Below are 21,304 nucleotides of genomic sequence, written 5' to 3'. Positions count from 1 at the left end.
TGGTGGCAGCGCGAGTCATGCTCTTCAGCAGGAGGTTCTATCCCTGACGGTGCCGGCAATCGGGTGCCGGCGCCGGGGTCATCGACCCGGCGGACCGTGGTATTCGGAAAGGTGCAAGGAAATGGGCGAGATCGCCCACTGGAACAGGTCGCGCGATGCAAGGCTCATGACGTTCTCCCTAGCTTTTATTGTTTCCCGGCTAAGGCTGCAGCGCCCTCACGATGCAGCTGCCCGCAATTCGAAACAATTTCTTACATACCTGACTAAAGATTCGGCCAAAAACACTGTCAAGCGACCGTCATCCTGGTCACTTTTCAGCAAAAAATCACATTAACTAATTGTTTTATAATTAATTTTCAGTGAAATAACTTCTTACAAAGAAGAGAATGCGTGGCACTTCGGGGGCCTCCTTGCCCACATAGAGGACCCGTGCACCACGCCATAACACCCGTTCTAGAGCCTTCGATGGAGACACCACCCGTTAATCCGGTGTTTGCCACCGCCCGGAGGACCCCGGCGCAATCTTGCAAAGTCGGCGATTTTATGAATCAAAAAGCCGTGCTTTTTTGCCTGATTGCCCCATTGGGAATGCCTCGGAGGTTGTTGCTGGCGCACGGCTGCCATACGCAGGTCGAACAGATGAAGTTCGCCAACGATGTGCCGTCCGCCCCATGGCGGAGCGACCCGCTGATCGACCTCAGTCCCGCGCGCTGAGCGCGGCACTGCGTGCGCCCTGGGCCAGCGTCCAGTCCAGAACCTGGGCCGCAAGCCGGTCGGCGGCCTGGCCGAAGGCCGCCACCACCTGAGCCGGTGCCTTGTCGCTGGCCGTCTCACGCACTTCGAAGCGTTGGCTGGCGAGCATGCGCCGGTTGCCGCTTTGCACCAGGCGCGCTTCCAGCAGGATATGCACCTCGACCCTCCCCGCCCGGTACTCCCCCTGGAAGGCGCGCAGATCGCCCGCCAGCACCAGGTCGGTGTCCAACCGGCTATCGTCGCTGCTCACCGCACCGATGCGACCGTCATTGCGAAAGGCATCGATCAGGCGATCACGCAGCAACAGCGTGCCACGGTCCTCCCAGCGCACGCCCTGATAGGCACTGATGCGGTCGCCTTCCGGCAATACAGCGATGCGCGTGCTGTCCAGCAGCGGGCTGGCCAGGGGTTTGTTGACCTGCAAGGCCCAATCCACCGTCCGCCCGTTCATGGGCGCGGCGCTGCTGGCAGGCAACTGGTAGACCACCAGCTCCTCACCCTTGGGCAAAATGGAACACGCACCCAGCAGCAACAGGAACGCCAGGGGAAACAGAGGCTTCATGGTCGGAACTCCTTGATGCTGTCGCTGCGCAGCAAATAGCCGCCCGGGTCTTCTTCGAGGCGCCGGGAGAAGTTGCGCAGCGATTCCAGGGTGTCGCGCAACTGGCCGATGGCCGGGCCCAGTTCGCCAATGCTCTTCATGCCGCCATCGAGGGATTGGCGGTTGCCATCCAGCAGTTGCTCGATACTGCGGCTGCTGCGTTCCAGGGAGGCCAGCAGCCGCTCTGCGCTAGCGAAGGCCTGCCGACCATCGCCATCCAGCAGGTTATTGGCGGTGCGCAATAGCGTACTGGCTTCGCTCGTAGCGGTATTCACCTGCTCCAGGGTCCGGCGCAGCTCATCCCGCTGCTCAGCGATGCTGGCGGTGGTCTGTTCGAGATGGGCCAGTGTCTGGGACACGTGCTCGACGTTCTTGCTGGAGAACAGCTTATTGGCCTGCTCCAGCAATCGGGTGACGCTGAGCATCACGTCTTCCCCGCCTGCCATCAACCGGGCGATGGGCGATGGATCGGCGATTATCACCGGCAACTTACCACCCTTGCCCTTGAGCAGCGGGCTGGACGGCGTACCGCCGTGCAGCTGGATCACCGCGGTGCCGGTGACGCCGGTGATGGACAGCCGCGCCCGCGTGTTCTCCTTGATCGGCGTGGCGCCAACGATACGAATGCGCGCCATCACCTTGCGCGGGTCCTTCGGATCCAGGCGCAACTGCGCCACGTCACCGACCTTGATGCCGCTGTACTGCACCGCACTGCCCTGGGACAGGCCGCTGACCGCTTCGGTGAAGATCACCTCGTACTCCTGCAACTGGCTTTCGGAGCCGGCCCTGTTCAGCCAGAGGGCGAAGAGCATTGCCGCGCCGACGACCAGCACGGTGAACAGACCGATCAGAACGTGATGGGCTCGTGTTTCCATTCATGGACTCCCCGGCGCGCGCATTGCCGCCTGCTCGGCCGCACGCCCGCGCGGTCCGTGGAAATATTCGCGGACCCAGGGGTCCTCATTGGCGGCGACTACTTCCAGGCGGTCGGCCACCAGCACCTGTTTCTGCGCCAGTACCGCGACCCGGTCGCACAGGCTGTAGAGGCTGTCCAGGTCATGGGTGACCAGGAACACGCTGAGCCCCAAGGCATCGCGCAGGGTTCGGATCAGTTGGTCGAAGGCCGCCGCACCGATCGGATCGAGCCCCGCCGTGGGTTCGTCGAGAAACAGGATGTCCGGGTCCAGCGCCAGGGCGCGCGCCAGGGCAGCGCGCTTGACCATGCCACCGGACAGCTCGGTGGGATATTTGCCACCGGCATCGGCCGGCAGCCCCACCAGTGCCAGTTTGACCCTGGCCAGGGCCTCGGCGTCCGCCCTGTCGAGACGGGCGTGTTCGATCAGCGGCAGGGCGATGTTCTCGACCACCGTCAACGACGAAAACAGCGCCCCGCGCTGGTAGAGCACCCCGAAGCGGCGCTCCAGCTGCGAGCGGCGCTCGGCCGGCAACGCCAGCAATTCTTCGCCGAACACCCGCACCGTGCCGACGTTGGCCCGACGCAAGCCGAGGATGCAGCGCAACAACACCGACTTGCCCGTGCCCGAGCCGCCCACGACGCCAAGTATCTCGCCGCGCAGCAGGTCCAGATTGAGGTCTTCATGCACCACCTGGGCGCCGAACTGGTTGCGCAGGCCGCGCACCTCGATGATGGATTCTCCCGTCACCAGCCCATCTCCATCAGGAACAGCGCAGCCACCGCGTCCAACACAATGACCACGAAAATCGACTGCACCACGCTGGACGTGGTGCGCTCACCCACCGACTGGGCGCTGCCCGTGACCTTGAAGCCCTCCAGGCAACCGATCACCGCAATCAGGAATGCGAACAACGGCGCCTTGCCCATGCCCACCAGGAAATGCCGCAGCTCGATATTCTCCTGCAGCAGCGACAGGTACATCGAAGGCGAGATATCCAGAGCCAGGGCGCAGACCACCGCACCGCCGACCATGCCGCTGAGCATGGCAATGAAAGTCAGCAGTGGCAGCGCGATCAGCAGGGCGAACACCCGTGGCAGAACCAGCAGTTCCACCGGGCTCAGGCCCAGGGTGCGGATGGCATCGATCTCCTCGTTGGCTTTCATCGAACCGATCTGCGCGGTGAAGGCGCTGGCCGTGCGGCCAGCCATGAGAATGGCGGTGAGCAACACGCCGAACTCACGCAGGAAGGAAAAGGCCACCAGGTTGACCGTATAGATGGTGGCCCCGAAGTCCGAAAGGATCGTGGCACCGAGGAAGGCGACAACCGCGCCGACCAGGAAGGTCAGCAGCGCGACGATGGGCACCGCATCCAGGCCACTCTGCTCCAGATGTGCCACCAGCGAGGTAACCCGCCAGCGGCGCGGCCGCAAGAGGATGGCGAACATGGAAGAAAGCGTCAGGCCGATGAAGCCGAGCAACGCCAGGCTCTGCTCCCAGAGCCCCTGCATCGCGGCACCGATACGTCCGAGCAGTTCCACCAGGGCCGACTGCCTGGGGGGTGAGGACACCTCACCGTCCCCGGCCATGGCTGCAGCCACGGCCTGCAACAAGGCCCGACGCTCGCTGGGCAGGTGCGGGGCCAGGCGATCCAGGTCCGCCATGCGCGCGTTGCCGAGCAACTCCACCAGCAGGGCAGCACCGGCGGTGTCCAGGCTGCCGAGTCCGTCGAGGTTCACCGATTGTCCGGGCAGCAGCGTGTCGCGCAGGGCGGCTACCCGGCCGCGCAACTCGCCAAAGTGGGCGAGGGTCCAGTCCCCGGCGATGCTCAGGCCCGATGAGTGAACGTCAATGGAAGGCGCCCCGCTCATGGCACTGCGCCTCCCCGATCTACCCCGACTGCTGCAGCGGCAACAGCCAGGCAACAAACCATCTGCTTCAGCAACACAACACGCTCTCCCTGAGGTCGCTACTGCGCTGAAATCGTATCGTTGGCGGTCGGTGCCGCTCTTGCTCCAGGTCATTTCCCCCGGTGAGCAGCGCCCCCGCTCGAAGCGGCCAAACGCGGCCCTCCGGCTGCGGGAAGGCCCGTCTGACCGCCAAGCCTCAAAGCATAGCCCTTGCCCCGACACGCAGCGCCCGCAATTGGCCAGATCGCAATGGCCGGCCTGTGGGTTCAGCTCGGCCGCAAGGCTTCGACCGGCAACAGGCCGGGGGCGTGGCATTCACCCTCGGCAGGCGGCGAATCATCGTCGGCGCTGAGGGGGTCACCCTCGGCGTCCAGGCCAACGATGCCCACGACCCGATAGCAGTCGACGTCCTCTTCCAGTGGGATGGCGAACAGCCGCACCGTTTCCGGTAGTGCGAAGCGATGCACCTCCTCACCGACGGGAATCCCGTCGCTATAGGCCTCCAGGTAAAGTTCGGCTGCCACTGCGTCCCCCGCCTCGTCGCGGCTCAGCACACCGACCAGGCTGTCTTCGTCGTCGATCGGTTGAAGCCAATGGCTGCGCAGATGCACATCCGCGGCCTGCACCGGCCCGGTTGCAGCCAGCCCGAGCAGGCAACAGAGCGCCAGGGCCTGGAAGGAAGGTCTCATCAGCGGCTGCTCAACTGGCCGTTGCCTTCCGGCATTGGCAGCCCGAGCCACTCCTGCCAGCGGCGCAGGTCGCCACGCGCCTTCTCGAACAGCGCGCCGGCTTGCAGCTTGTCCAGCGAGCTCACGCAATCCTCCAGCGGGGCGTCTTTACGCAGGCAGGGATTGTCTGGCGGCAACTGAGTGCCCGCCAGATAGGAAACCAGGAAATAGGTGGCCGCATTGTCGTTGGGGAAAATATGCCTGCCACCACTGTTCAGCCAGCCGCTCAGCGCTTCGGTCAGGTTGTCGGCATAGGCCTCGGCGTCGAGGGTGAAGTCGACTTCGGTGCAATCTTCCAGATAGAGGTTGCTGGCGCTGTCCTCAGTGCCCTTGCCGTACACGGTGCAGTACAGTTCCGCGTAATTCCCCTCGACTACCGGCTTGGCGTACTTGCTCGGGTCGCTATGGAGTTCGGCCTGCACGTTGAACATATCGCTGGCGCCCGGAAGCTCCAGGATCACGTCATCGGCGTAGTCGACCCGCACCGCCAGAATCTCGCCCGTCACGATGAGTTTGCGGCCCTTGAAGAATGGGTCAGCGACCGCCTCGTCCCCTTCATAGAAACGCGCCAGTTTCGAACTGGGCATGCGCTCCACCGGATTGACCATCGACAGCTTGTTCAGTGCCGACTTCCCGCCAGCCAGGGCCACCAGGTAGTCCTGCTCCATGATGTGACGGAAGAAGTTCAGCGCACCCGGGTCGACGTCGGGACGGTTGGCGGCATCCTGGCGAGGTAGTTCCTCCCCGCCAGAGAAATAGCGCAAGGGCGCGGAGGCCTTGCCCAGGTCCCGCGCGGTGGTGGCGATGTGCATGCCAAGCAGAAACAGCGGCACGGCCAGGATGGCCACGGCGACGCCGCTGCCCTTTCGCCCGGAAAGGCTCTCGATCGCTCGCCAGGACGCGGGGCACAACCAGACCGCACCGCAGAGCATCAATAGCCCACCGATGACGGAACTGCGCATGACCCCGAAGGACAGGGCGACAAGGACCGAGCACGCGGTCCAGCACATCAGCCGGATGACAGGTACAAACTTCATTCAACGCCTCTTCTCGTAGCAAGACTGGCCCCGGCTGTTCCCGGAAGGCCGCAGCCTCCCTCGGGTCATCGACCTCGGGACGGCCGGATTCTTGGGAAGAAGAAGCGGAAATGAAAATTACCAATCCTCATTTTCTGTCAGCAGGCTCCAGCGCCTGACCTCCCGCGCCCCGGACGAGCAAAAGCCCACCTCTGGCGCCTTCTGCGTGGCGTCGGAAGCTTCGCCGGCAATGAGCACTATTGATTCGCATCAGGCGTAGGGTGGCGATGAGAATCGGCGGCGAGACCACTTCACTGGAGCGTTCATCATGCTGGTTCTGTGTCGCAATGTCGGGGAAAGCCTGGTCATCCAGCGCACGCCGGACACCCTCACCCGCATCAAGGTCATTCGTACAGAACGGCCAACGGTCGTCCTGAGCGTGGAAACCCGGACGCTGGATGGAAGGCTCACGCAACGGAGCGAAATCCGCCTGCGGGAGTCCGCCTGATGCCGGCGGAGAGGGCCGCCGGCCTGGTCGTCATCGGTTCAGGCAACGGACGTTGTCGATCTCCCGCGCGTAGTAGCAAATCACCTTGTCATCGGCGACCGGCAGGAACTCCAGGCGCAGCGTCGCCCCTATCGCCAGGCCGTACTGACGACCTAACAGCACATCGGGGATTTCGCTCATCCGCGCCATGGGCTTGGCGCGACTGGTCTGCGCCTTCTGCAGGCGGACATCGAGGCTGCGGGGGCCGAAATGAACGACGTCCGCCACTAGGGACGCGTAGCTCACCTCCCCGGCGACCCGCTCCATGGCAGCGAAGCTCATCACGTCACCCATGATGAGCCGCTCTTCCAGGCTGATCCGCGTACCGTCGTTGAGCACGATGGCGCTGGCACCGTGGTAGGAAACGCCGCGGGTATAGGCAGGGCGGTCGAGTACCAGGCCGGCAATGGCCAGCAGAGCCAGGCCGCCGAGAATGAAGGCGTGCTTGTAGCGGCGCAGCATCATGGCCAGCCCCTCATGCAGCGCCGGACCATCTCCAGTTGCAGGTTGGCCACCGGGTTGTCCTCGAGAAAGATCAGGTTCTCCGTCGCGCCATCGGCACGCACGCAACCGAGGTCGTAGAGTCGGTTCGAGCGATTGATCCAGATATGCCCGGCGATTCCCTCATCGCGGGTGTTCACGGCCACCTTGAAAGCCTCGCGGGTTCGGGCGTTCTCTTCGGCGCTGTCGCCAATGAAGTGGTAGGTCAGCGGCCCTGCCACCACCTCTTCGATCACCTGGTCCGAGGCCGCGCCATCGAAGACGCCGAGGCGCTGCAAGGCCACCAGGGCGAGCAGGCCAACCATCAGTGCATAGGCGGGTAGCAGCAGTTTCGGCGAGCGGAGCAGTCCGGCCAGCCAAGGTTCCCGCGTGCCAGGCGCGGCATCGGGCGCAGGCGGGTCCACCGCTCCGGCACTCCCGACGGCAGTATCAGCAACGGGTATCGTCAGCGCCGGCGTGGATTCGGCCATCAGGTACTGTGCATTGAACCGATAGCCGCGCCGCGGCACCGTCTGCAGCAACTCATGATCGGTGCCGTCATCGATCAGATTGCGCAAGGTGAATATCGCCTGGTTCAGACTTCCGGCCGCAACGACTCGATTGTCCCAGGCGTATTCCATTATTTCATTGCGACTCCGGGTTTCCCCCGGGTTATCCAGCAGAAGTTGCAATAGGCGCGACTCCGAATAAGAGAGCGTCACCGCACGCGGCTCGCCCGAACTCGGGGTTATATGCAACTGATTATTTGCGGCATCGAACACTGCTTCGCCGCCACTTTTCAGTAAGAACTTGAATTGGCTTTTCATGAAAATTTGCTGAGCTTATTGATTGCATTACCCGTGGGAGAGGACGCGGATTCTCTCGCACATCGACTTTGCGCTGTGCACCTCACGGCATAAATAACGATTTTTGATTCTTGTTTTCGTCGCACGTGCCCCAGAGTGCGGATGCGCCAGAGAGGGCGCGGCAAGGCGCTACGCGCCCCGCAGTTCAAGGCTGAACGCCTGAGGGCAGGCCAGACCGCCGCAATCGATGCCTTTTCCTGGCAGCCACTTCCCAGTGCCGTGGATGGGCAGGTCGACGCGACTTCAACAGGAATCCCCATGCATCTCAAAGAACTTTCCATCCTTTCACTTTCGATACTCTTGTCCGGCTGTTCGATGGCTCCCAGCATCGACACATCCGGATCTTCCGGACAACAAGCCAATATCCCGCTGCAGGTCATCGAACGGGACGAAAAAACCATCGCCTGGAAGAAATACCCTGCACCACTATCAAGTAACCACGACAAGGCGATATTCATCGATTTGCCAACTCCTCTTTCTCTCGCCAATAGCGACTCGACATTCAGCGAGTCCGATGCGGATACCAACAAACTGATTCTCCACTTCCGCAACCAACTCGAACGGCAACTTTCCAGCGCCGGCTACCGCCTGGTGGACAACCCCACCCCGGGAGCGCTGTCGCTCCGCGTCTCGATTACCGATCTCAAGCGCACACCGCGTGATCCGAGCGTCATGGAGTACATCCCGATCGGCTTCCTGGTCGGGCTCTCCCTGCACGCCACCGGTGTGCGCGACGAAACCCTCTACGTGTTCTTCCAGAGCGAGGTCAGCGATGGCCGCACGGGCGAAACCCTCGTCCGAGCCGTCGACCGCGCCAGCGGCAGGAACGTCGAGCAATCCGAAAAGCCCGTCGTCGAGGACATCTATCCCGCCATGGATGCTGCGGCGCGGCAGATTCGCGAGCGCCTGGACAGGGAATTCCAGCCGAAGGGATCGGCCTGATCCCCCCTCGTCCCTTTCACTTTCAACAAACCCCGCAGGAAGAAAAATGAAGTTCCGCAAGCAATTTGCAGCCACCCTACTTGCCCTGACCTCCCTGGGTGCCTTCGCCGATGACCGAGGCCTCTATGTGGGCGGAGGTGTGACCCGCGTAGAAATCGACGACAACACCCTCGGCGACGATGACAACAGCTACAAGGCCTACGTCGGCTACCGCCTGAACCCATACCTGGCCGTGGAAGGCGCCTGGGTCGACCTGGGCAGTTTCGAAGGCAGCCGCGGCGACTTCGACGGCCACTCGCTCCAGGCCGCGGCCCACTTTGGCGTGCCGATCGGTGATCGCCTTCGCCTGTTCGCCAGTGCCGGCGTCCATGCCTGGGATGCCGAAGAAGACACCACCGGCGACAGCAGCGACCTGGATCTGACCTACGGCGTCGGCGTCGAACTGGACCTGTTCCGCAATATCGGCGTGCGCCTGGAGCAGGAAGTGCTGAAGGTCGGCGACATCGAGCTGGACCAGACCAGCGCCAGCGCCTACCTGTTGTTCTGATCGGCCCTGTCTGCGTTAGCTGTTGCCAATCCGCATTCGCTAGCACGCTAGCGCCTACAAGGGATTCCACGCAGCTTACGCAGACATCACTTTCTGATCCCTTCGCGGCTCCTGCCCCGGCAGCGAGCCGCCCTCTTTCTCATCGATCTCCCGCCTCCCACGCCTCGCAGCAAAGCGCATGACACAAGCGCCTCCGACTTGGTTTCCGCAGCATTCTTCCGCGTCAGATTGCACCGGGGCATCCCCCGGCAGGATCAAAGCACCCGCGCCCGACTCAAGAGCCGGGCGCGGGGACGTACCGATCAATGGAAGGGGAAGATGTAGTTCATCCAGGACGCCATGCGCAGGAGGATCTTGCGCATCACCGCCACATGGTGGAAATGCTCGCTGTACAGCGCGGCCTGGCCGTAGGAGCCACCGGGCATCAGCGTGGCGTACTGCGCGTAGTCGGGGTCGGTGATCTCGATGATCACCGGTACCCGCCCTGGCGGCGGCGAGCCCCTGAAGCTGAGCAAGGTGCCGGAGGGCTGTACCTGACCTTCGCCGATCACCGCGATCACGTCCTTGACCTTGCCCTTGAATACGCGACCGGGAATGCCGTCGAAGGCCACTTCCGCCTCGTCGCCCGGGTTCAGGCGCAGTTGGCTGTTCTGCCGCATCCAGGCGGCGAAGTAATGCCCTTCATCCGGGATGAAGACCATGGACGGACGCAGCGGCAACTTGGTCGCCATCATCCCCGGACGCAACGACACATGGGTGACGAAACCTTTGCCGGGGGCACGCACCACGGTGTTGTCCAGCTCGAACAGGGCGACGTTCAGTTGCGCCTGCAAGTCTTCCACCCGCGCGGTGGTGAGGTCCACGTCGCGGCGGTTGCCCACATTGCGCGCGGCCAGTTCCCGGGCGCGGGACTGGTCGGCGCGGGCCGATACCAACTGGGCCTTGAGGGATTTCACCCGGTTCTCGAACGGCGTCGGGTCGATGCGGAACAGCACATCACCCTTCTCCAGCGGCTGGTTGGTCTTTACCGGCACCTCCACCACCTGACCGTTGACCGCCGGAATGACCGGCGTCGACACGAAATAGCTTCGCGCCACTTCGGAGTACGGGTGGTTGTAGTTCATCAGGAAGATCAGCGCACCGATCAGCACCACGCCGCCCAGGGCGGCTGTGGGCACCGACCACTTGTTCAGCGGAATGCGGAAGATCTTGAAGATGGCGACGCAGATGGCCGTGTAGGTGAGGATCAGCAACAGGTCCATGTCAGGCCTCCTCTACTGCAGAGGCCGGACGGGAGACGCCCGCCCCCTCCAGCCGTTCGAGGCGCTGGCGCATCTCGGCCAGTTGTTGCTCCAGCTCCGCCCTGGGGGCTCCAAAGCCCCAGCCACGATCCGTTCGGTACAACATCGCCCAGATCCACAGGAAGGGCCACAGTGCGTGGAGGGTGAACAGGCTCACCCAGCCGGCGGCATGGATAGCGTCCTGGTGCGGGTGGTTGCGCCGCTTGGCGATCCCGTAGGGAATGTCGTGAAGCACGATGATCCCGTAGAACAACACGATCACAACGAAGAACAGCACGCCTAGGGCGAAGTAATCGAGAAACCCATCACTGAGCATGTCATCACCTGATTGGCAGGGGGGGAAATCCGCGTCCGGCCGGGTGATGCCCGGCGTCGAACAAAATGCGGATTCGCGTCCAGGCCGCTCCGTAGCGCTCGATTCAGCGCGCGCGAAGGCGAACCGGCTGTTCGCCGGTTCCGGCCTGGTGGTTGATCGGGGGAGGCCTGTCAGGGCCTGAAGTGGCGTGCGTCTCGCGCCCAGTCATCGAGCACGGGCTTGAGGTCGTCCAGTATCAGAGGCGTCTTGCGGTTCTCCAGGCTCAATCCCTGGCCCTTGCGCACCATCCGGACAACGGGCTTGCCGCTGGCGGCGTCCACCGCCTCCAGCTCTGCATAGAGGGTCACTTCCTGGTCACGGGTACCCGCGGCCGTGGTCGCGGCAGCGGCCAGCAGGGCGATCGGGATGACCTCGTAGGCCTTCAGGTGCTCGGTCGAGACCGCCACCGCGGAGATGGCCGGGCGCAGCACCAGGGTGTCCGCCTCGGGCTGCCCCACCAGACGCAACTTGCCCACCAGCTCGCGCTGCAGCGCGAGGCGCATGTAGGTGGCAATCTGGTCCAGGGTCTGCTGGCTCATCTTGTCGCTGGGTGCCTGGGCGGGATGGAACACCGGCTTCTCCACCAGGAGCGAACCATAGCGCTGCGGATCGAAATCCGGCGCCGTCCAGCGCAGCACCGGCTTGCCGCTGGCAGACATCGCTTCCTCGAGCTGCGAGTAATCCCCCAGGAAGCCCGAGTACTGCTCAGGCTGGGTGACGTTGCTTGCACAGCCACTGCCAAGCAGGACGATTCCAGCCAATGCAAATCCGAATAGCGGTTTCACCATAGAAGGCTCCATGAATGTCGGGGCGAACCGTGCAGGTTCTCCACCCCTTCCGACTGGCGGCAAAGACTAGGGACGGCCGCCCCCTACGGCTTCGCATTTCATGACAACTTCTTAGCATTTCATGACAGTGTGATGCCGTTCCTTGCAACAAAAGATGTCGTCATATCGCGAGCTTCAGCCCCTGGACTGAACGGAATGAACCCGGCCCACAGGCGGTTCAGCGCGCCCCCGCCAGTTGCCACGCATCGGGGGCAAACCTACGGCCGCTGGTGGTTATCGCCATCCGCAATAACCCGGCGCCAAATCATGCCTTTCCTTTATCAGCGGCTCATGACCCGCTGCGCCAACGGGAATTTTTTGCGGAATTCGACGACCGCCTGTTCGCCAGCGTCCCAACACCTGATACAAGAAGAGGCGAATCCCGGACGGGTTCGTACATCACCAGCACCCGCAGTACTTCTATGACAGGCAGCAATTCCGAAACGCCTTTCACGCTTTATCCGCCCCAGCTCGAACAGCCGGTGCAACTGACTCGCGCTGAATTACTCGCCTCCCTCGAAACCACCATGAATCGCCATCGCGGTGGACCGGTCTGGCTGTTCGCCTATGGCTCGCTGATCTGGCGTCCGGAATGCCCCACGGTGGAAACACGCCGCGCGCGCGTGCATGGCTACCATCGTGGGCTCTATCTGTGGTCGCAGATCCACCGTGGCACGCCGCAAACCCCCGGCCTCGTGCTGGGTCTGGACCGTGGCGGCTCCTGCGCCGGCTTCGCCTACCGCCTGCCGGAGGAGCAACTGGAAGAGCATCTCTTCGCCTTGTGGCAGCGGGAAATGCCCGATGCGGCGTACCAGCCGAAGTGGCTGAGCTGCCAGCTGGAGCGTGGGCCCAAGGTGCAGGCCCTGGGCTTCGTGCTGCGACGCAATATTTCCTGCTACGCCGGCGCGCTGCCGGACCATGTGCTGCGCCAGGTGTTCGACAGTGCCAGCGGCCACTACGGCAGCACCCGCGACTACGTGGAGAAGACCGCGAACACCCTGCGCGCGCACGCCATGCCTGACCGCAAGTTGGAAGAAGCCCTGGTGCGTTGCTGCAAGCAGGGCGCGCTGAGTTTCAGCTGACGGCTCTGGAGTGCACTTTCCCAGTACGTTCGCGGCTCATCGCGACAATATCCCTACCTGCCAACACGAAAAATCGGACAGGGTTCATGCCTTGAAACCCTACAGGGCAACTGGGTAGCTTTTTCGCCCCTACTCCGCCTACTGCAGCCCCGAGCGACCCAGCGCATGATGATTCCGCACCGTTTCCCCACCCTCGACGAATTCCCCGACGACGTGCTGGACGTCCGCGCCGACTCCAGCCCCGAGGCCTGCCGCCGCCTCGGCGACTATCGATTGGTGCAGGTGACCCGCCTCATCGAGCGCCTGCGAATTGAGCAGGCGTCCGGCAGTGCCGGCTACCTGAGCCGCGAAGCCATGCTGTCGGGCATGGAGGCGCTGCTGATGGATGCCCACCTGATGTATACGCGCGCGTATCGGCAGCCTTGCGGCAAGGCCTGAACCCTGGCCCCGCTCCGGGGCCAGTTGCGCACTCACTCCACCCTGATTTCCACAACATCCCCCTCCAGGCGCACGGGCCAGACCCGCAGCTGCTGTTCCGGATACTCCAGGCAGGTGCCGTCTTCCAGGCGGTAGTGCTGTTTGTAAAGCGGTGAGGCGATCACCAGGTCGCCGCCCAGGTGACCGACGATGCCGCGGCCAATGACATTGGCGCCGGCCAGCGGGTCGTGGTTATCCACCGCGAAGAGCTGGCGCCCTTCCTCCCCTTCGGGCAGGTAGAAGAGCGCCACCTGGGCACCCTCCCACCAGGCCACCACGCCCGAATTGGGCACCAGGTCCTGGCGCGAGCAAACGCGCTGCCAGCTTTCCGATATGTCGATGCGTTGTGCGCTCTGCTGGGCCATCAGACCACCTCCTCGGCTACGGGAATCAGGGTGAGCTCAGCCGCCTTCGCCGGACGGATCTGCCCACGTTCGTTGACGAAATGGATATCCGGGTCACCACGGCCGTCGTTGACGAAGGTGCGGAAGCGCTTGAGCTTCTCCGGGTCCTTGATGGCGTTGGCCCACTCGCATTCGTAGCGATCCACCACCAGTTGCATCTGGGCTTCCAGCTCATCGCCCAGGCCCAGGCTGTCGTCGATGATCACTGCCTTGAGGTAATCCAGCCCGCCTTCCAGGCTCTCGCGCCAGACGGAGGTGCGCTGCAGCTTGTCGGCGGTGCGGATGTAGAGCATCAGGAAGCGGTCGATGTAGCGGATCAGGGTCTCGTCATCGAGGTCGGTGGCGAACAACTCGGCGTGGCGCGGGCGCATGCCGCCGTTGCCGCAGACGTAGAGGTTCCAGCCCTTCTCGGTGGCAATCACGCCCACGTCCTTGCTCTGTGCTTCGGCGCACTCGCGGGTGCAGCCGCTGACCGCGAACTTGAGCTTGTGCGGCGAGCGCAGGCCCTTGTAGCGGTTCTCGATGTCCAGGGCCATTTTCACGCTGTCCTGCACGCCGTAGCGGCACCAGGTGCTGCCCACGCAGGACTTCACGGTACGGGTGGACTTGCCATAGGCATGGCCGGTCTCGAAACCGGCGGCGATCAGTTCGCCCCAGATGTCCGGCAGCTCGTGCAATTGGGCACCGAACAGGTCGATACGCTGGCCGCCGGTGATCTTGGTGTAGAGGTTGTACTTCTTCGCCACCTCGCCAATCGCGATCAGGCCTTCCGGGGTGATCTCGCCACCGGGGATGCGCGGCACCACCGAGTAGGTGCCGTTCTTCTGCATGTTGGCCATGAAGGTGTCGTTGGTGTCCTGCAGCGGCACCAGCCAGGGGTTCTGGATCGGACGGTTCCAGCAGGAGGCGAGGATGGAGCCGATGGCTGGCTTGCAGATCTCGCAGCCCACATGGCCGCGACCGTGCTTGGCGAGCATTTCCTCGAAGGTCTCGATGCCTTCCACACGCACCAGGGCGTAGAGCTCCTGGCGGGTGTAGGCGAAGTGTTCGCAGAGGCTCTTGTCCACCGCCACGCCACGGGCGGACAGTTCGTGCTCCACCACCTGCTTGAGCAGCGCCGCGCACCCGCCGCAGCCGGTGGCCGCCTTGGTGCAGGCCTTGACCCCGGCGACATCGGTGCAGCCACCGTCGATGGCGGAGCAGATCGCCCCCTTGCTGACGTTGTGGCAGGAACAGACGGTGGCGGTGGCCGGCAGCGCATCGGCGCCCAGGGCCGGGGCGCCCTCGCCCGCCGGCAGGATCAGGCTGGCCGGATCGGCCGGCAGTTTGATGCCGTTCTGCACGTACTGCAGCAGGGTGTCGTAGTAGCTGTTGTCGCCCACCAGCACGGCCCCCAGGGCCTGCTTGCCATCAGCGGAAACCACCAGCCGGCGGTAGCTGGAGGTGGCTTCGTCGATGAAGCGATAGCTGCGAGCCCCCGGCAATGCACCGTGGGCGTCGCCGATGGAGCCCACGTCCACGCCCAGCAGCTTCAGCTTGGTGGACATATCGGCGCCGATGAAGGGGTCGGCCTCCTCGCCACAGAGCTGCGCGGCGACGCTGCGGGCCATCTGGTAACCGGGAGCGACCAGGCCGAAGATGCTGCCGTTCCAGGCCGCGCACTCACCGATGGCATAGATGTTCGCGTCCGAGGTCAGGCACTGACCGTCGATGGCCACACCGCCACGCGCCCCCAGCTCCAGACCGCTCTGGCGGGCCAGGGCGTCCTGCGGGCGGATGCCGGCGGAGAAGACGATCAGGTCGGTTTCGAGGAAATCCTCACCGGCGAAGTTCATCCGGTAGCGGTACTCCGCGCCGGCACTGATGGATTGGGTGGCCTTGGACAGGTGCACGCCCACGCCCAACGCCTCGATGCGCGCCTTGAGCGCCTGGCCGCCCTGGTCGTCCAGCTGCACCGGCATCAGGCGCGGGGCGAACTCCACCACATGGGCGTCGAGGCCGAGGGACTTCAGCGCATTGGCCGCTTCCAGGCCCAGCAGGCCGCCGCCCACCACCACGCCACGGCGTGCATTGGCCGCCGCATCACGAATGGTGTCGAGGTCCGCCAGGGTGCGATAGACCAGCCGCGAGTTACCCTCGGCACCCTCGATGGGCGGCACGAAGGGATAGGAACCGGTAGCCAGCACCAGCTTGTCGAAGGCCACGCAGCCGTTGGCGGTGATCACCTCGCGACGCTCTCGGTCGATCTCCAGTACCGGCACACCCAGGTGCAGCGTCACGCCCGGAGTGCGGTAGAGGCTGGCCTCGCCCAGGGCCAGGGACTCGGCATCACGGCCACCGAAGTATTCGGACAGGTGAACGCGGTCATAGGCGCGCAGCGGTTCCTCACTGAAGACCTCGATGCGATAGCGGTCCAGCGCGCCGCGTTCGATCAGTTGCTCGACGCAATGATGGCCGACCATGCCATTGCCGATGACGATCAGCGTTTGCACATCAGGAGTGGAAGCGACGTTGGAGTTCATAGGTAGCACCCGGCCCAAGCCAATCACGTTTTTCGGGGGCAAAAAAAAGCGCCTGGGACTTATCGTCCCAGGCGCCTTTGCCTGTTCGTTCATGGGTGCCGCCGAGCCACACTGCCTGGCGCACCTGTCAAACCTATCCACAATCTGCTGCGCGTCGGAACAACCGCGTTGAAAATGGCTTCGGACTGCTCATTTACAACTCGTAAACTCCGCGTCCTCAGCCATTCCCGCCTTGTTCTTCTCTAGCTCGCGAGATCGTGAACAGGCTTTGGCCCGGGAAGCGATCGCCATTGATCTGCCGGGCCACCCACCGCACTGTTCGTGGTGGGCCTGGTCCTGCCTATGCAGTGGCTGTGCCAGATTGTCAAAAGGGCGCTTCCCAACGCCTCCAGAGTCAGGTCCAGCACCAGTAATGGCGCGCCCTGCAGCGATTCGTGCAGCCGCCATTCCCGGCTGCAGCGACGCTCGTGACAAGCGCCCGCCAAGGAACCAAAACGGTGCGACAACACGCATCACGCCCCATCCTGAAGCCAGCCAACACCACTCGAACTCCACCTGATAAATGCCTGCAGGGGCCGCCACGCAAAGCCTTGGCGAGGATTGCAGCGGACTTGGCATGTGCCTTGCGATAGCCCCGCCAAGGCAATCAATGCCGATTGCCCTACCCCACGACAAAGGCGCCGTGTCTCCCCCGTTTCGACGGTGGGTGGCATGGCGCTTTTTCGTTTCCGCGCAAGGTACGGATATGGCGAACAAGACAGTGCGAAGCGTGTGTCCCTATTGCGGCGTCGGCTGCGGCATCGTCATGGAGGTCGCGAACAACCGCGTGGTCAAGGTGACGGGCGACAAGAACCACCCAAGCAACTTTGGCCGCCTCTGCACCAAGGGCAATACCTGCGCCCAACCGCTCACCGACTCCGGCCGCATGGAGCACGCCTACCTGCGCCACGAGCGCAGTCGCGACCCGGTGCGCACCGGCATCGACGAGGCGATCCAGGACACCGCCAGCCGTCTGCGCGCGCTGCTCGAGACTCACGGTCCTGACGCCATTTCCTTCTATGTATCCGGGCAGATGTCCCTGGAGGCGCAGTACCTGGCCAACAAGCTGGCAAAGGGGTTCATCCGCACCCGTCACGTCGAATCCAATTCGCGGCTGTGCATGGCCAGTGCCGGCAGCGGCTACAAGCTCTCCCTCGGCTCGGACGGCCCGCCCGGCTCCTACCGGGACTTCGACACGGCCGACCTGTTCCTGGTGACCGGCGCCAACATGGCCGACTGCCACCCGATCCTGTTCCTGCGCATGATGGACCGGGTCAAGGCCGGGGCGAAGCTGATCGTGGTCGACCCGCGGCGCACCGCCACCGCCGACAAAGCCAGCCTCTACCTGCCGATCAAGCCCGGCACCGACCTCGCCTTGCTCAACGGCCTGCTCCATCTGTTGCACAAGAACGGCCACACCGACCCGGCCTTCATCGCCGCCCACACCCAGGGCTGGGAGGCCATGCCGGCCTTCCTCGAGGACTACGCACCGGAGCGTGTCGCCGCCATCACCGGCCTGCCTGAAGCCGACATCCGCAAAGCCGCCCAATGGATCGGCGAATCCAAAGAGTGGATGAGCTGCTGGACCATGGGCCTCAACCAGAGCACCCACGGCACCTGGAACACCAACGCCCTGTGCAACCTGCACCTGGCCACCGGCGCCATCTGCCGACCCGGTAGCGGCCCCTTCTCCCTTACCGGCCAGCCCAACGCCATGGGCGGTCGCGAGATGGGCTACATGGGCCCCGGCCTGCCTGGCCAGCGTTCGCTGCTGGTGGAGGCCGACCGCCAGTTCATCGAAGACCTGTGGCAACTGCCGCGCGGCCACCTGCGCCAGGACGGCGGCAACGGCACCGTGGCCATGTTCGAGGCCATGCGCGCTGGCGATATCAAAGCCTGCTGGATCATCTGCACCAACCCGGTCGCCACCGTGCCCAACCGCCGCCAGGCGATCGAGGGGCTGCAGAATGCCGAACTGGTGATCACCCAGGACGCCTTCCTCGACACCGAGACCAACCGCTACGCCGACATCCTCCTGCCCGGCGCACTCTGGGCCGAGGCCGAAGGCGTGATGATCAACTCCGAGCGCAACCTGACCCTCACCCAGAAGGCCGTGGACGCGCCCGGCGACAGCCTGCCGGACTGGCAGATCATCGCCCGCGTCGCCTGCGCGATGGGGTTCGCCGAGGCCTTCGACTATGCGTCCGCCGCCGAGGTGTTCGAAGAAATCAAACTCGCCTGGAACCCCAAGACCGGCTACGACATCCGCGGCGCCAGCTACGAGCTGTTGCGCCAGGGTCCGCAACAATGGCCCTGCGCGCCCGGCTCGAAGGCCAACGCGCGCAACCCGATCCGTTACTTCAACGACGGGGTGAGCCAGGCAGTGAAGATCGGTGCCGACGGCACACGCCCGGCCATCGCCTTCGCCACCGACAACGGCAAGGGCAGGTTCTTCGCCCGGCCGCACATGGACCCGGCGGAACTGCCTGACGACGCCTTCCCCCTGGTGCTCAACACCGGCCGCGTGCAGCACCAGTGGCACACCCTGACCAAGACCGGCCAGGTGACCACCCTGAACAAGCTCAACCCCGGCACCTTCCTGGAAATCCACCCGAGTGACGCCAGCCGCCTCGGTATCGCCGACAAAAGCCAGGTAGAAGTGCGCTCGCGCCGTGGCCGCGCCGTGCTGCCGGCCGTGGTCACCGACCGCGTGCAACCGGGCAACTGCTTCGCGCCCTTCCACTGGAACGACCGCTATGGCGAAGACCTGGCAATCAACGCCGTGACCAGTGATGCCATCGACCCCATTTCGCTGCAGCCGGAGTTCAAATACAGCGCCGTCGCCCTGGCGCCGGTCGCCCCGGCCAGCCCCCCGCTCATCCCCTTGGTAGAAGTCGAGCCGGTCGCGGCCAGCGCCGCTGCCGGTTTTCCGGAGGAACTCGCCGACATGCCGATCAATGCCTTCGCCCGTCTGCTGAACCTAGACGCCAGCGCCGATCTCAGCCTGGCGCCCACCGAGCAACGCTACCTGCAGGGTTACCTGCTCGGCCTGCGCAGCGAGGAAAGCCGCAAGCAAGGTGGCGTGCCCACCCTGCCGGCCAGCGCACCGCTGGCCCCGGAAACCCGCCTGCTGCTGGACGGCGTGCTCGCAGGGCTGTTCTCCCGCAGCTGGGAAGCGCCTACGGCCGTCACGGGCCCAACGCCGTCGGCGGGGAATTCACTGCTGGTGCTCTGGTGCTCGCAGACCGGCAATGCGGAAAGCTTCGCCACCGCCTGTGCCGACGCACTGAAACGCGAGGGCCATGCGGTAAAGGTGCACTGCATGGACGCCATCCAGCCCGCCGAGCTGGCCAGCGCCGACACCGCCCTGCTGATTGCCAGCACCTTCGGCGACGGCGATCCGTCTGACAACGGTGCGTCGCTCTGGAGCGCGCTGAACGCGGACAGCGCCCCCTCCCTCAGCGGCCTGGACTTCGCCGTGCTGGCCATGGGCGATTCCAACTACGACCAGTTCTGCGGTTTCGGCCGCAAGCTCGATGCCCGCCTGGAAGCCCTCGGTGCGCGCCGCCTGGTGCCACGCGTGGACTGCGAGCCGGAGTACGAAGAACCGGCGCGCGCCTGGCTGGCCGCCGTCCGCGGTGCCCTGGCCGGTGCAACGGTTCCGCTGCCGGTGCTGGAAACCGCTGGTGCGCCCGCCGAGGACGCAGCGCCACCGCTGTACAGCCGTCAGCGCCCTCTGGCCAGCCGGCTGCTACGCAACCCCGTGCTGAATGCGCCGGGTTCCAGCAAGGAGACCCGGCAGGTCGTCCTCGACCTCAAGGGCAGCGGCCTCGACTACCGGGCCGGCGATGCATTGGGCGTGTGGCCGAGCAACTGTCCGTCGCTGGTGAACGAGGTCCTCAGCGCACTGGATCTGGACGGCGATCAGTTGGTCGAGGTGAAAGACCTGGGTGTCCTGCCGCTGGCAAAGGCACTGGGCCGACATTTCGAGATCGCCAAGGTCACCCCTGATCTGCTGCGCTTCATTGCCGAACGCTCTGGCAGCGCGGCGCTGGCACGCCTGCTGGAACCGGCGAACAAGGCCGAGCTGGAGGATTGGCTCTGGGGCAAACAGTTGGCCGACCTGCTGCGCACCTGCCCCATCCAGATCAACGCGGACGAGCTGCTGGGCCGGTTGAAGCGCCTTCAACCTCGCCTCTATTCCATTGCCTCCAGTCCCCTGGCGACCCCGGACGAGGTGCACCTGACCGTGTCCACCGTCCGTTATCAATGCGAGGGCCAAAGCCGTGCCGGCGTCTGCTCGGCGTTCCTCGCCGACCGTGCCGGCCGGGGCGAGGTGTCGATCTTCATCCAGAAGGCGGCCCACTTCCGCGTACCGGCCGATCCGGAGCGGCCGATGATCATGGTCGGCCCCGGCACCGGTATCGCCCCGTTCCGCGCCTTCCTGCAGGAACGTGAGGCCCTCGGTGCCAAGGGCCGCAACTGGCTGTTCTTCGGCGAACAGCGGGAAGCGACCGACTTCTACTACCGCGACGAACTGCATGCCTGGCAGGCCAGCGGCCACCTGCATCGCCTGGATACCGCCTTCTCCCGCGACCAGGCGGAAAAGGTGTATGTACAGCAACGCATGCTCGAACAGGGTGCCGAGCTCTGGCGCTGGCTGGAGGACGGCGCACACTTCTACGTCTGTGGCGACGCCAGCCGCATGGCCAAGGATGTGGACGCCGCACTCAAGGCGGTGGTGCGCGAGCATGGTGGCCTCAGCGCAGCGGATGCCGAGACCTATGTCAGCAACATGGCGCGGGAGAAGCGCTATGTGAGGGATGTGTATTGAGGACGAATGAATTGGCTATGTCTGCAGTACGTCTTGTAGGCAGCTGCATTGCCCGTAGGAGCTGGCTTGCCGGCGAATGGCGGCGTTTCGCTGGCAAGCCAGCTCCTACAAGGCTCTTGGCCCGATGGTCAATCTCTCGCAAAACGCAGACATAGCGAA

General features: G+C 64.3%; 20 protein-coding genes. 7 read left to right on the top strand and 13 right to left on the bottom strand.

Features of this window, described 5'->3' with window-relative positions; translation table 11 throughout:
• Positions 1-465: 465 nt before the first annotated feature.
• Positions 466-714 (top strand): hypothetical protein, encoded by a 249-nt coding sequence (locus tag G559_RS0101180; protein ID WP_028626485.1) that lies wholly within the window; start codon positions 466-468, stop codon positions 712-714.
• Here the strand turns inward: G559_RS0101180 and G559_RS0101175 are convergent.
• The 6 genes from G559_RS0101175 to G559_RS0101150 form a co-directional block, all read right to left on the bottom strand.
• Complete coding sequence (locus G559_RS0101175; RefSeq protein ID WP_028626484.1) at positions 698-1,315, bottom strand: ABC-type transport auxiliary lipoprotein family protein; 618 nt, start codon at positions 1,313-1,315, stop codon at positions 698-700. The two genes, G559_RS0101180 and G559_RS0101175, sit on opposite strands and share 17 nt — an antisense overlap.
• On the bottom strand, positions 1,312-2,229 hold the full coding sequence (locus G559_RS0101170) for an MlaD family protein (protein WP_028626483.1): 918 nt from the start codon (positions 2,227-2,229) through the stop codon (positions 1,312-1,314). The genes G559_RS0101175 and G559_RS0101170 overlap by 4 nt, the downstream gene beginning before the upstream one ends.
• Positions 2,230-3,018: an ABC transporter ATP-binding protein gene (locus G559_RS0101165; protein ID WP_028626482.1), complete on the bottom strand. Its 789-nt coding sequence runs from the start codon at positions 3,016-3,018 to the stop codon at positions 2,230-2,232. It lies immediately after the preceding gene.
• The gene (locus G559_RS0101160; RefSeq protein WP_028626481.1) at positions 3,015-4,139 is read right to left on the bottom strand and encodes an MlaE family ABC transporter permease; all 1,125 of its coding nucleotides are present in this window, start codon (positions 4,137-4,139) and stop codon (positions 3,015-3,017) included. The genes G559_RS0101165 and G559_RS0101160 overlap by 4 nt, the downstream gene beginning before the upstream one ends.
• Positions 4,140-4,444: 305 nt before the next feature.
• Entirely contained in the window at positions 4,445-4,867 is a 423-nt protein-coding gene (locus tag G559_RS0101155) for a hypothetical protein (protein WP_028626480.1), read from the bottom strand.
• Complete coding sequence (locus tag G559_RS0101150; RefSeq protein ID WP_028626479.1) at positions 4,867-5,943, bottom strand: hypothetical protein; 1,077 nt, start codon at positions 5,941-5,943, stop codon at positions 4,867-4,869. Before G559_RS0101150 ends, G559_RS0101155 begins: the two co-directional genes overlap by 1 nt.
• A gap of 307 nt (positions 5,944-6,250) precedes the next feature.
• On the opposite strand from G559_RS0101150, the gene G559_RS0101145 reads away from it, so the two are divergent.
• Positions 6,251-6,430, top strand: coding sequence for a hypothetical protein (locus G559_RS0101145; protein ID WP_028626478.1), 180 nt, complete (start codon positions 6,251-6,253; stop codon positions 6,428-6,430).
• A gap of 30 nt (positions 6,431-6,460) precedes the next feature.
• Here the strand turns inward: G559_RS0101145 and G559_RS0101140 are convergent, their stop codons facing one another.
• A complete protein-coding gene (locus G559_RS0101140; RefSeq protein ID WP_028626477.1) occupies positions 6,461-6,934 on the bottom strand; it encodes a hypothetical protein in 474 nt (157 codons plus the stop codon).
• Positions 6,931-7,776, bottom strand: coding sequence for a winged helix-turn-helix domain-containing protein (locus G559_RS29515; RefSeq protein ID WP_081667867.1), 846 nt, complete (start codon positions 7,774-7,776; stop codon positions 6,931-6,933). The genes G559_RS0101140 and G559_RS29515 overlap by 4 nt, the downstream gene beginning before the upstream one ends.
• 141 nt (positions 7,777-7,917) lie before the next feature.
• On the opposite strand from G559_RS29515, the gene G559_RS0101130 reads away from it, so the two are divergent.
• On the top strand, positions 7,918-8,757 hold the full coding sequence (locus G559_RS0101130; protein ID WP_245586462.1) for a DUF3313 domain-containing protein: 840 nt from the start codon (positions 7,918-7,920) through the stop codon (positions 8,755-8,757).
• 46 nt (positions 8,758-8,803) lie between these two features.
• Positions 8,804-9,304, top strand: a complete 501-nt coding sequence (locus tag G559_RS0101125) for a porin family protein (protein ID WP_028626475.1) — start codon at positions 8,804-8,806, stop codon at positions 9,302-9,304.
• A 302-nt stretch (positions 9,305-9,606) separates the two neighbouring features.
• Here G559_RS0101125 and G559_RS0101120 read toward each other — a convergent pair whose 3' ends face one another.
• The 3 genes from G559_RS0101120 to G559_RS0101110 all read right to left on the bottom strand — a co-directional run bounded on the left by G559_RS0101120 (position 9,607) and on the right by G559_RS0101110 (position 11,748).
• Positions 9,607-10,566 (bottom strand): HlyD family secretion protein, encoded by a 960-nt coding sequence (locus tag G559_RS0101120; RefSeq protein WP_028626474.1) that lies wholly within the window; start codon positions 10,564-10,566, stop codon positions 9,607-9,609.
• A 1-nt stretch (position 10,567) separates the two neighbouring features.
• Positions 10,568-10,921 (bottom strand): DUF3302 domain-containing protein, encoded by a 354-nt coding sequence (locus G559_RS28335; protein ID WP_036996705.1) that lies wholly within the window; start codon positions 10,919-10,921, stop codon positions 10,568-10,570.
• Positions 10,922-11,091: 170 nt separating this feature from the next.
• On the bottom strand, positions 11,092-11,748 hold the full coding sequence (locus G559_RS0101110; protein WP_036996703.1) for a DUF3313 domain-containing protein: 657 nt from the start codon (positions 11,746-11,748) through the stop codon (positions 11,092-11,094).
• 461 nt (positions 11,749-12,209) lie between these two features.
• Here G559_RS0101110 and G559_RS0101105 point away from each other — a divergent pair, with 461 nt between their 5' ends.
• Positions 12,210-12,869, top strand: a complete 660-nt coding sequence (locus G559_RS0101105; protein ID WP_028626472.1) for a gamma-glutamylcyclotransferase — start codon at positions 12,210-12,212, stop codon at positions 12,867-12,869.
• A 165-nt stretch (positions 12,870-13,034) separates the two neighbouring features.
• Positions 13,035-13,307 carry a hypothetical protein gene (locus G559_RS0101100; RefSeq protein WP_028626471.1) on the top strand — a complete coding sequence of 91 codons (273 nt, stop codon included), beginning with the start codon at positions 13,035-13,037 and terminating at the stop codon, positions 13,305-13,307.
• A gap of 32 nt (positions 13,308-13,339) precedes the next feature.
• Here the strand turns inward: G559_RS0101100 and nirD are convergent, their stop codons facing one another.
• Positions 13,340-13,711 (bottom strand): nitrite reductase small subunit NirD, encoded by a 372-nt coding sequence (gene nirD, locus G559_RS0101095; RefSeq protein ID WP_028626470.1) that lies wholly within the window; start codon positions 13,709-13,711, stop codon positions 13,340-13,342.
• On the bottom strand, positions 13,711-16,272 hold the full coding sequence (nirB, locus tag G559_RS0101090) for a nitrite reductase large subunit NirB (RefSeq protein WP_028626469.1): 2,562 nt from the start codon (positions 16,270-16,272) through the stop codon (positions 13,711-13,713). Before nirB ends, nirD begins: the two co-directional genes overlap by 1 nt.
• A gap of 745 nt (positions 16,273-17,017) precedes the next feature.
• Between nirB and G559_RS0101085 the strand changes: the two genes are divergently transcribed.
• The gene (locus tag G559_RS0101085) at positions 17,018-21,145 is read left to right on the top strand and encodes a sulfite reductase subunit alpha (RefSeq protein ID WP_028626468.1); all 4,128 of its coding nucleotides are present in this window, start codon (positions 17,018-17,020) and stop codon (positions 21,143-21,145) included.
• Positions 21,146-21,304 lie beyond the last annotated feature (159 nt).

It is taken from the genome of Metapseudomonas resinovorans DSM 21078 (assembly GCF_000423545.1).
In the GTDB taxonomy this organism is placed as follows: Bacteria; Pseudomonadota; Gammaproteobacteria; order Pseudomonadales; family Pseudomonadaceae; genus Metapseudomonas; species Metapseudomonas resinovorans.
The sequence above is the reverse complement of the archived record's forward strand: the minus strand, read 5'-3'. Positions and strand labels throughout refer to the sequence as shown.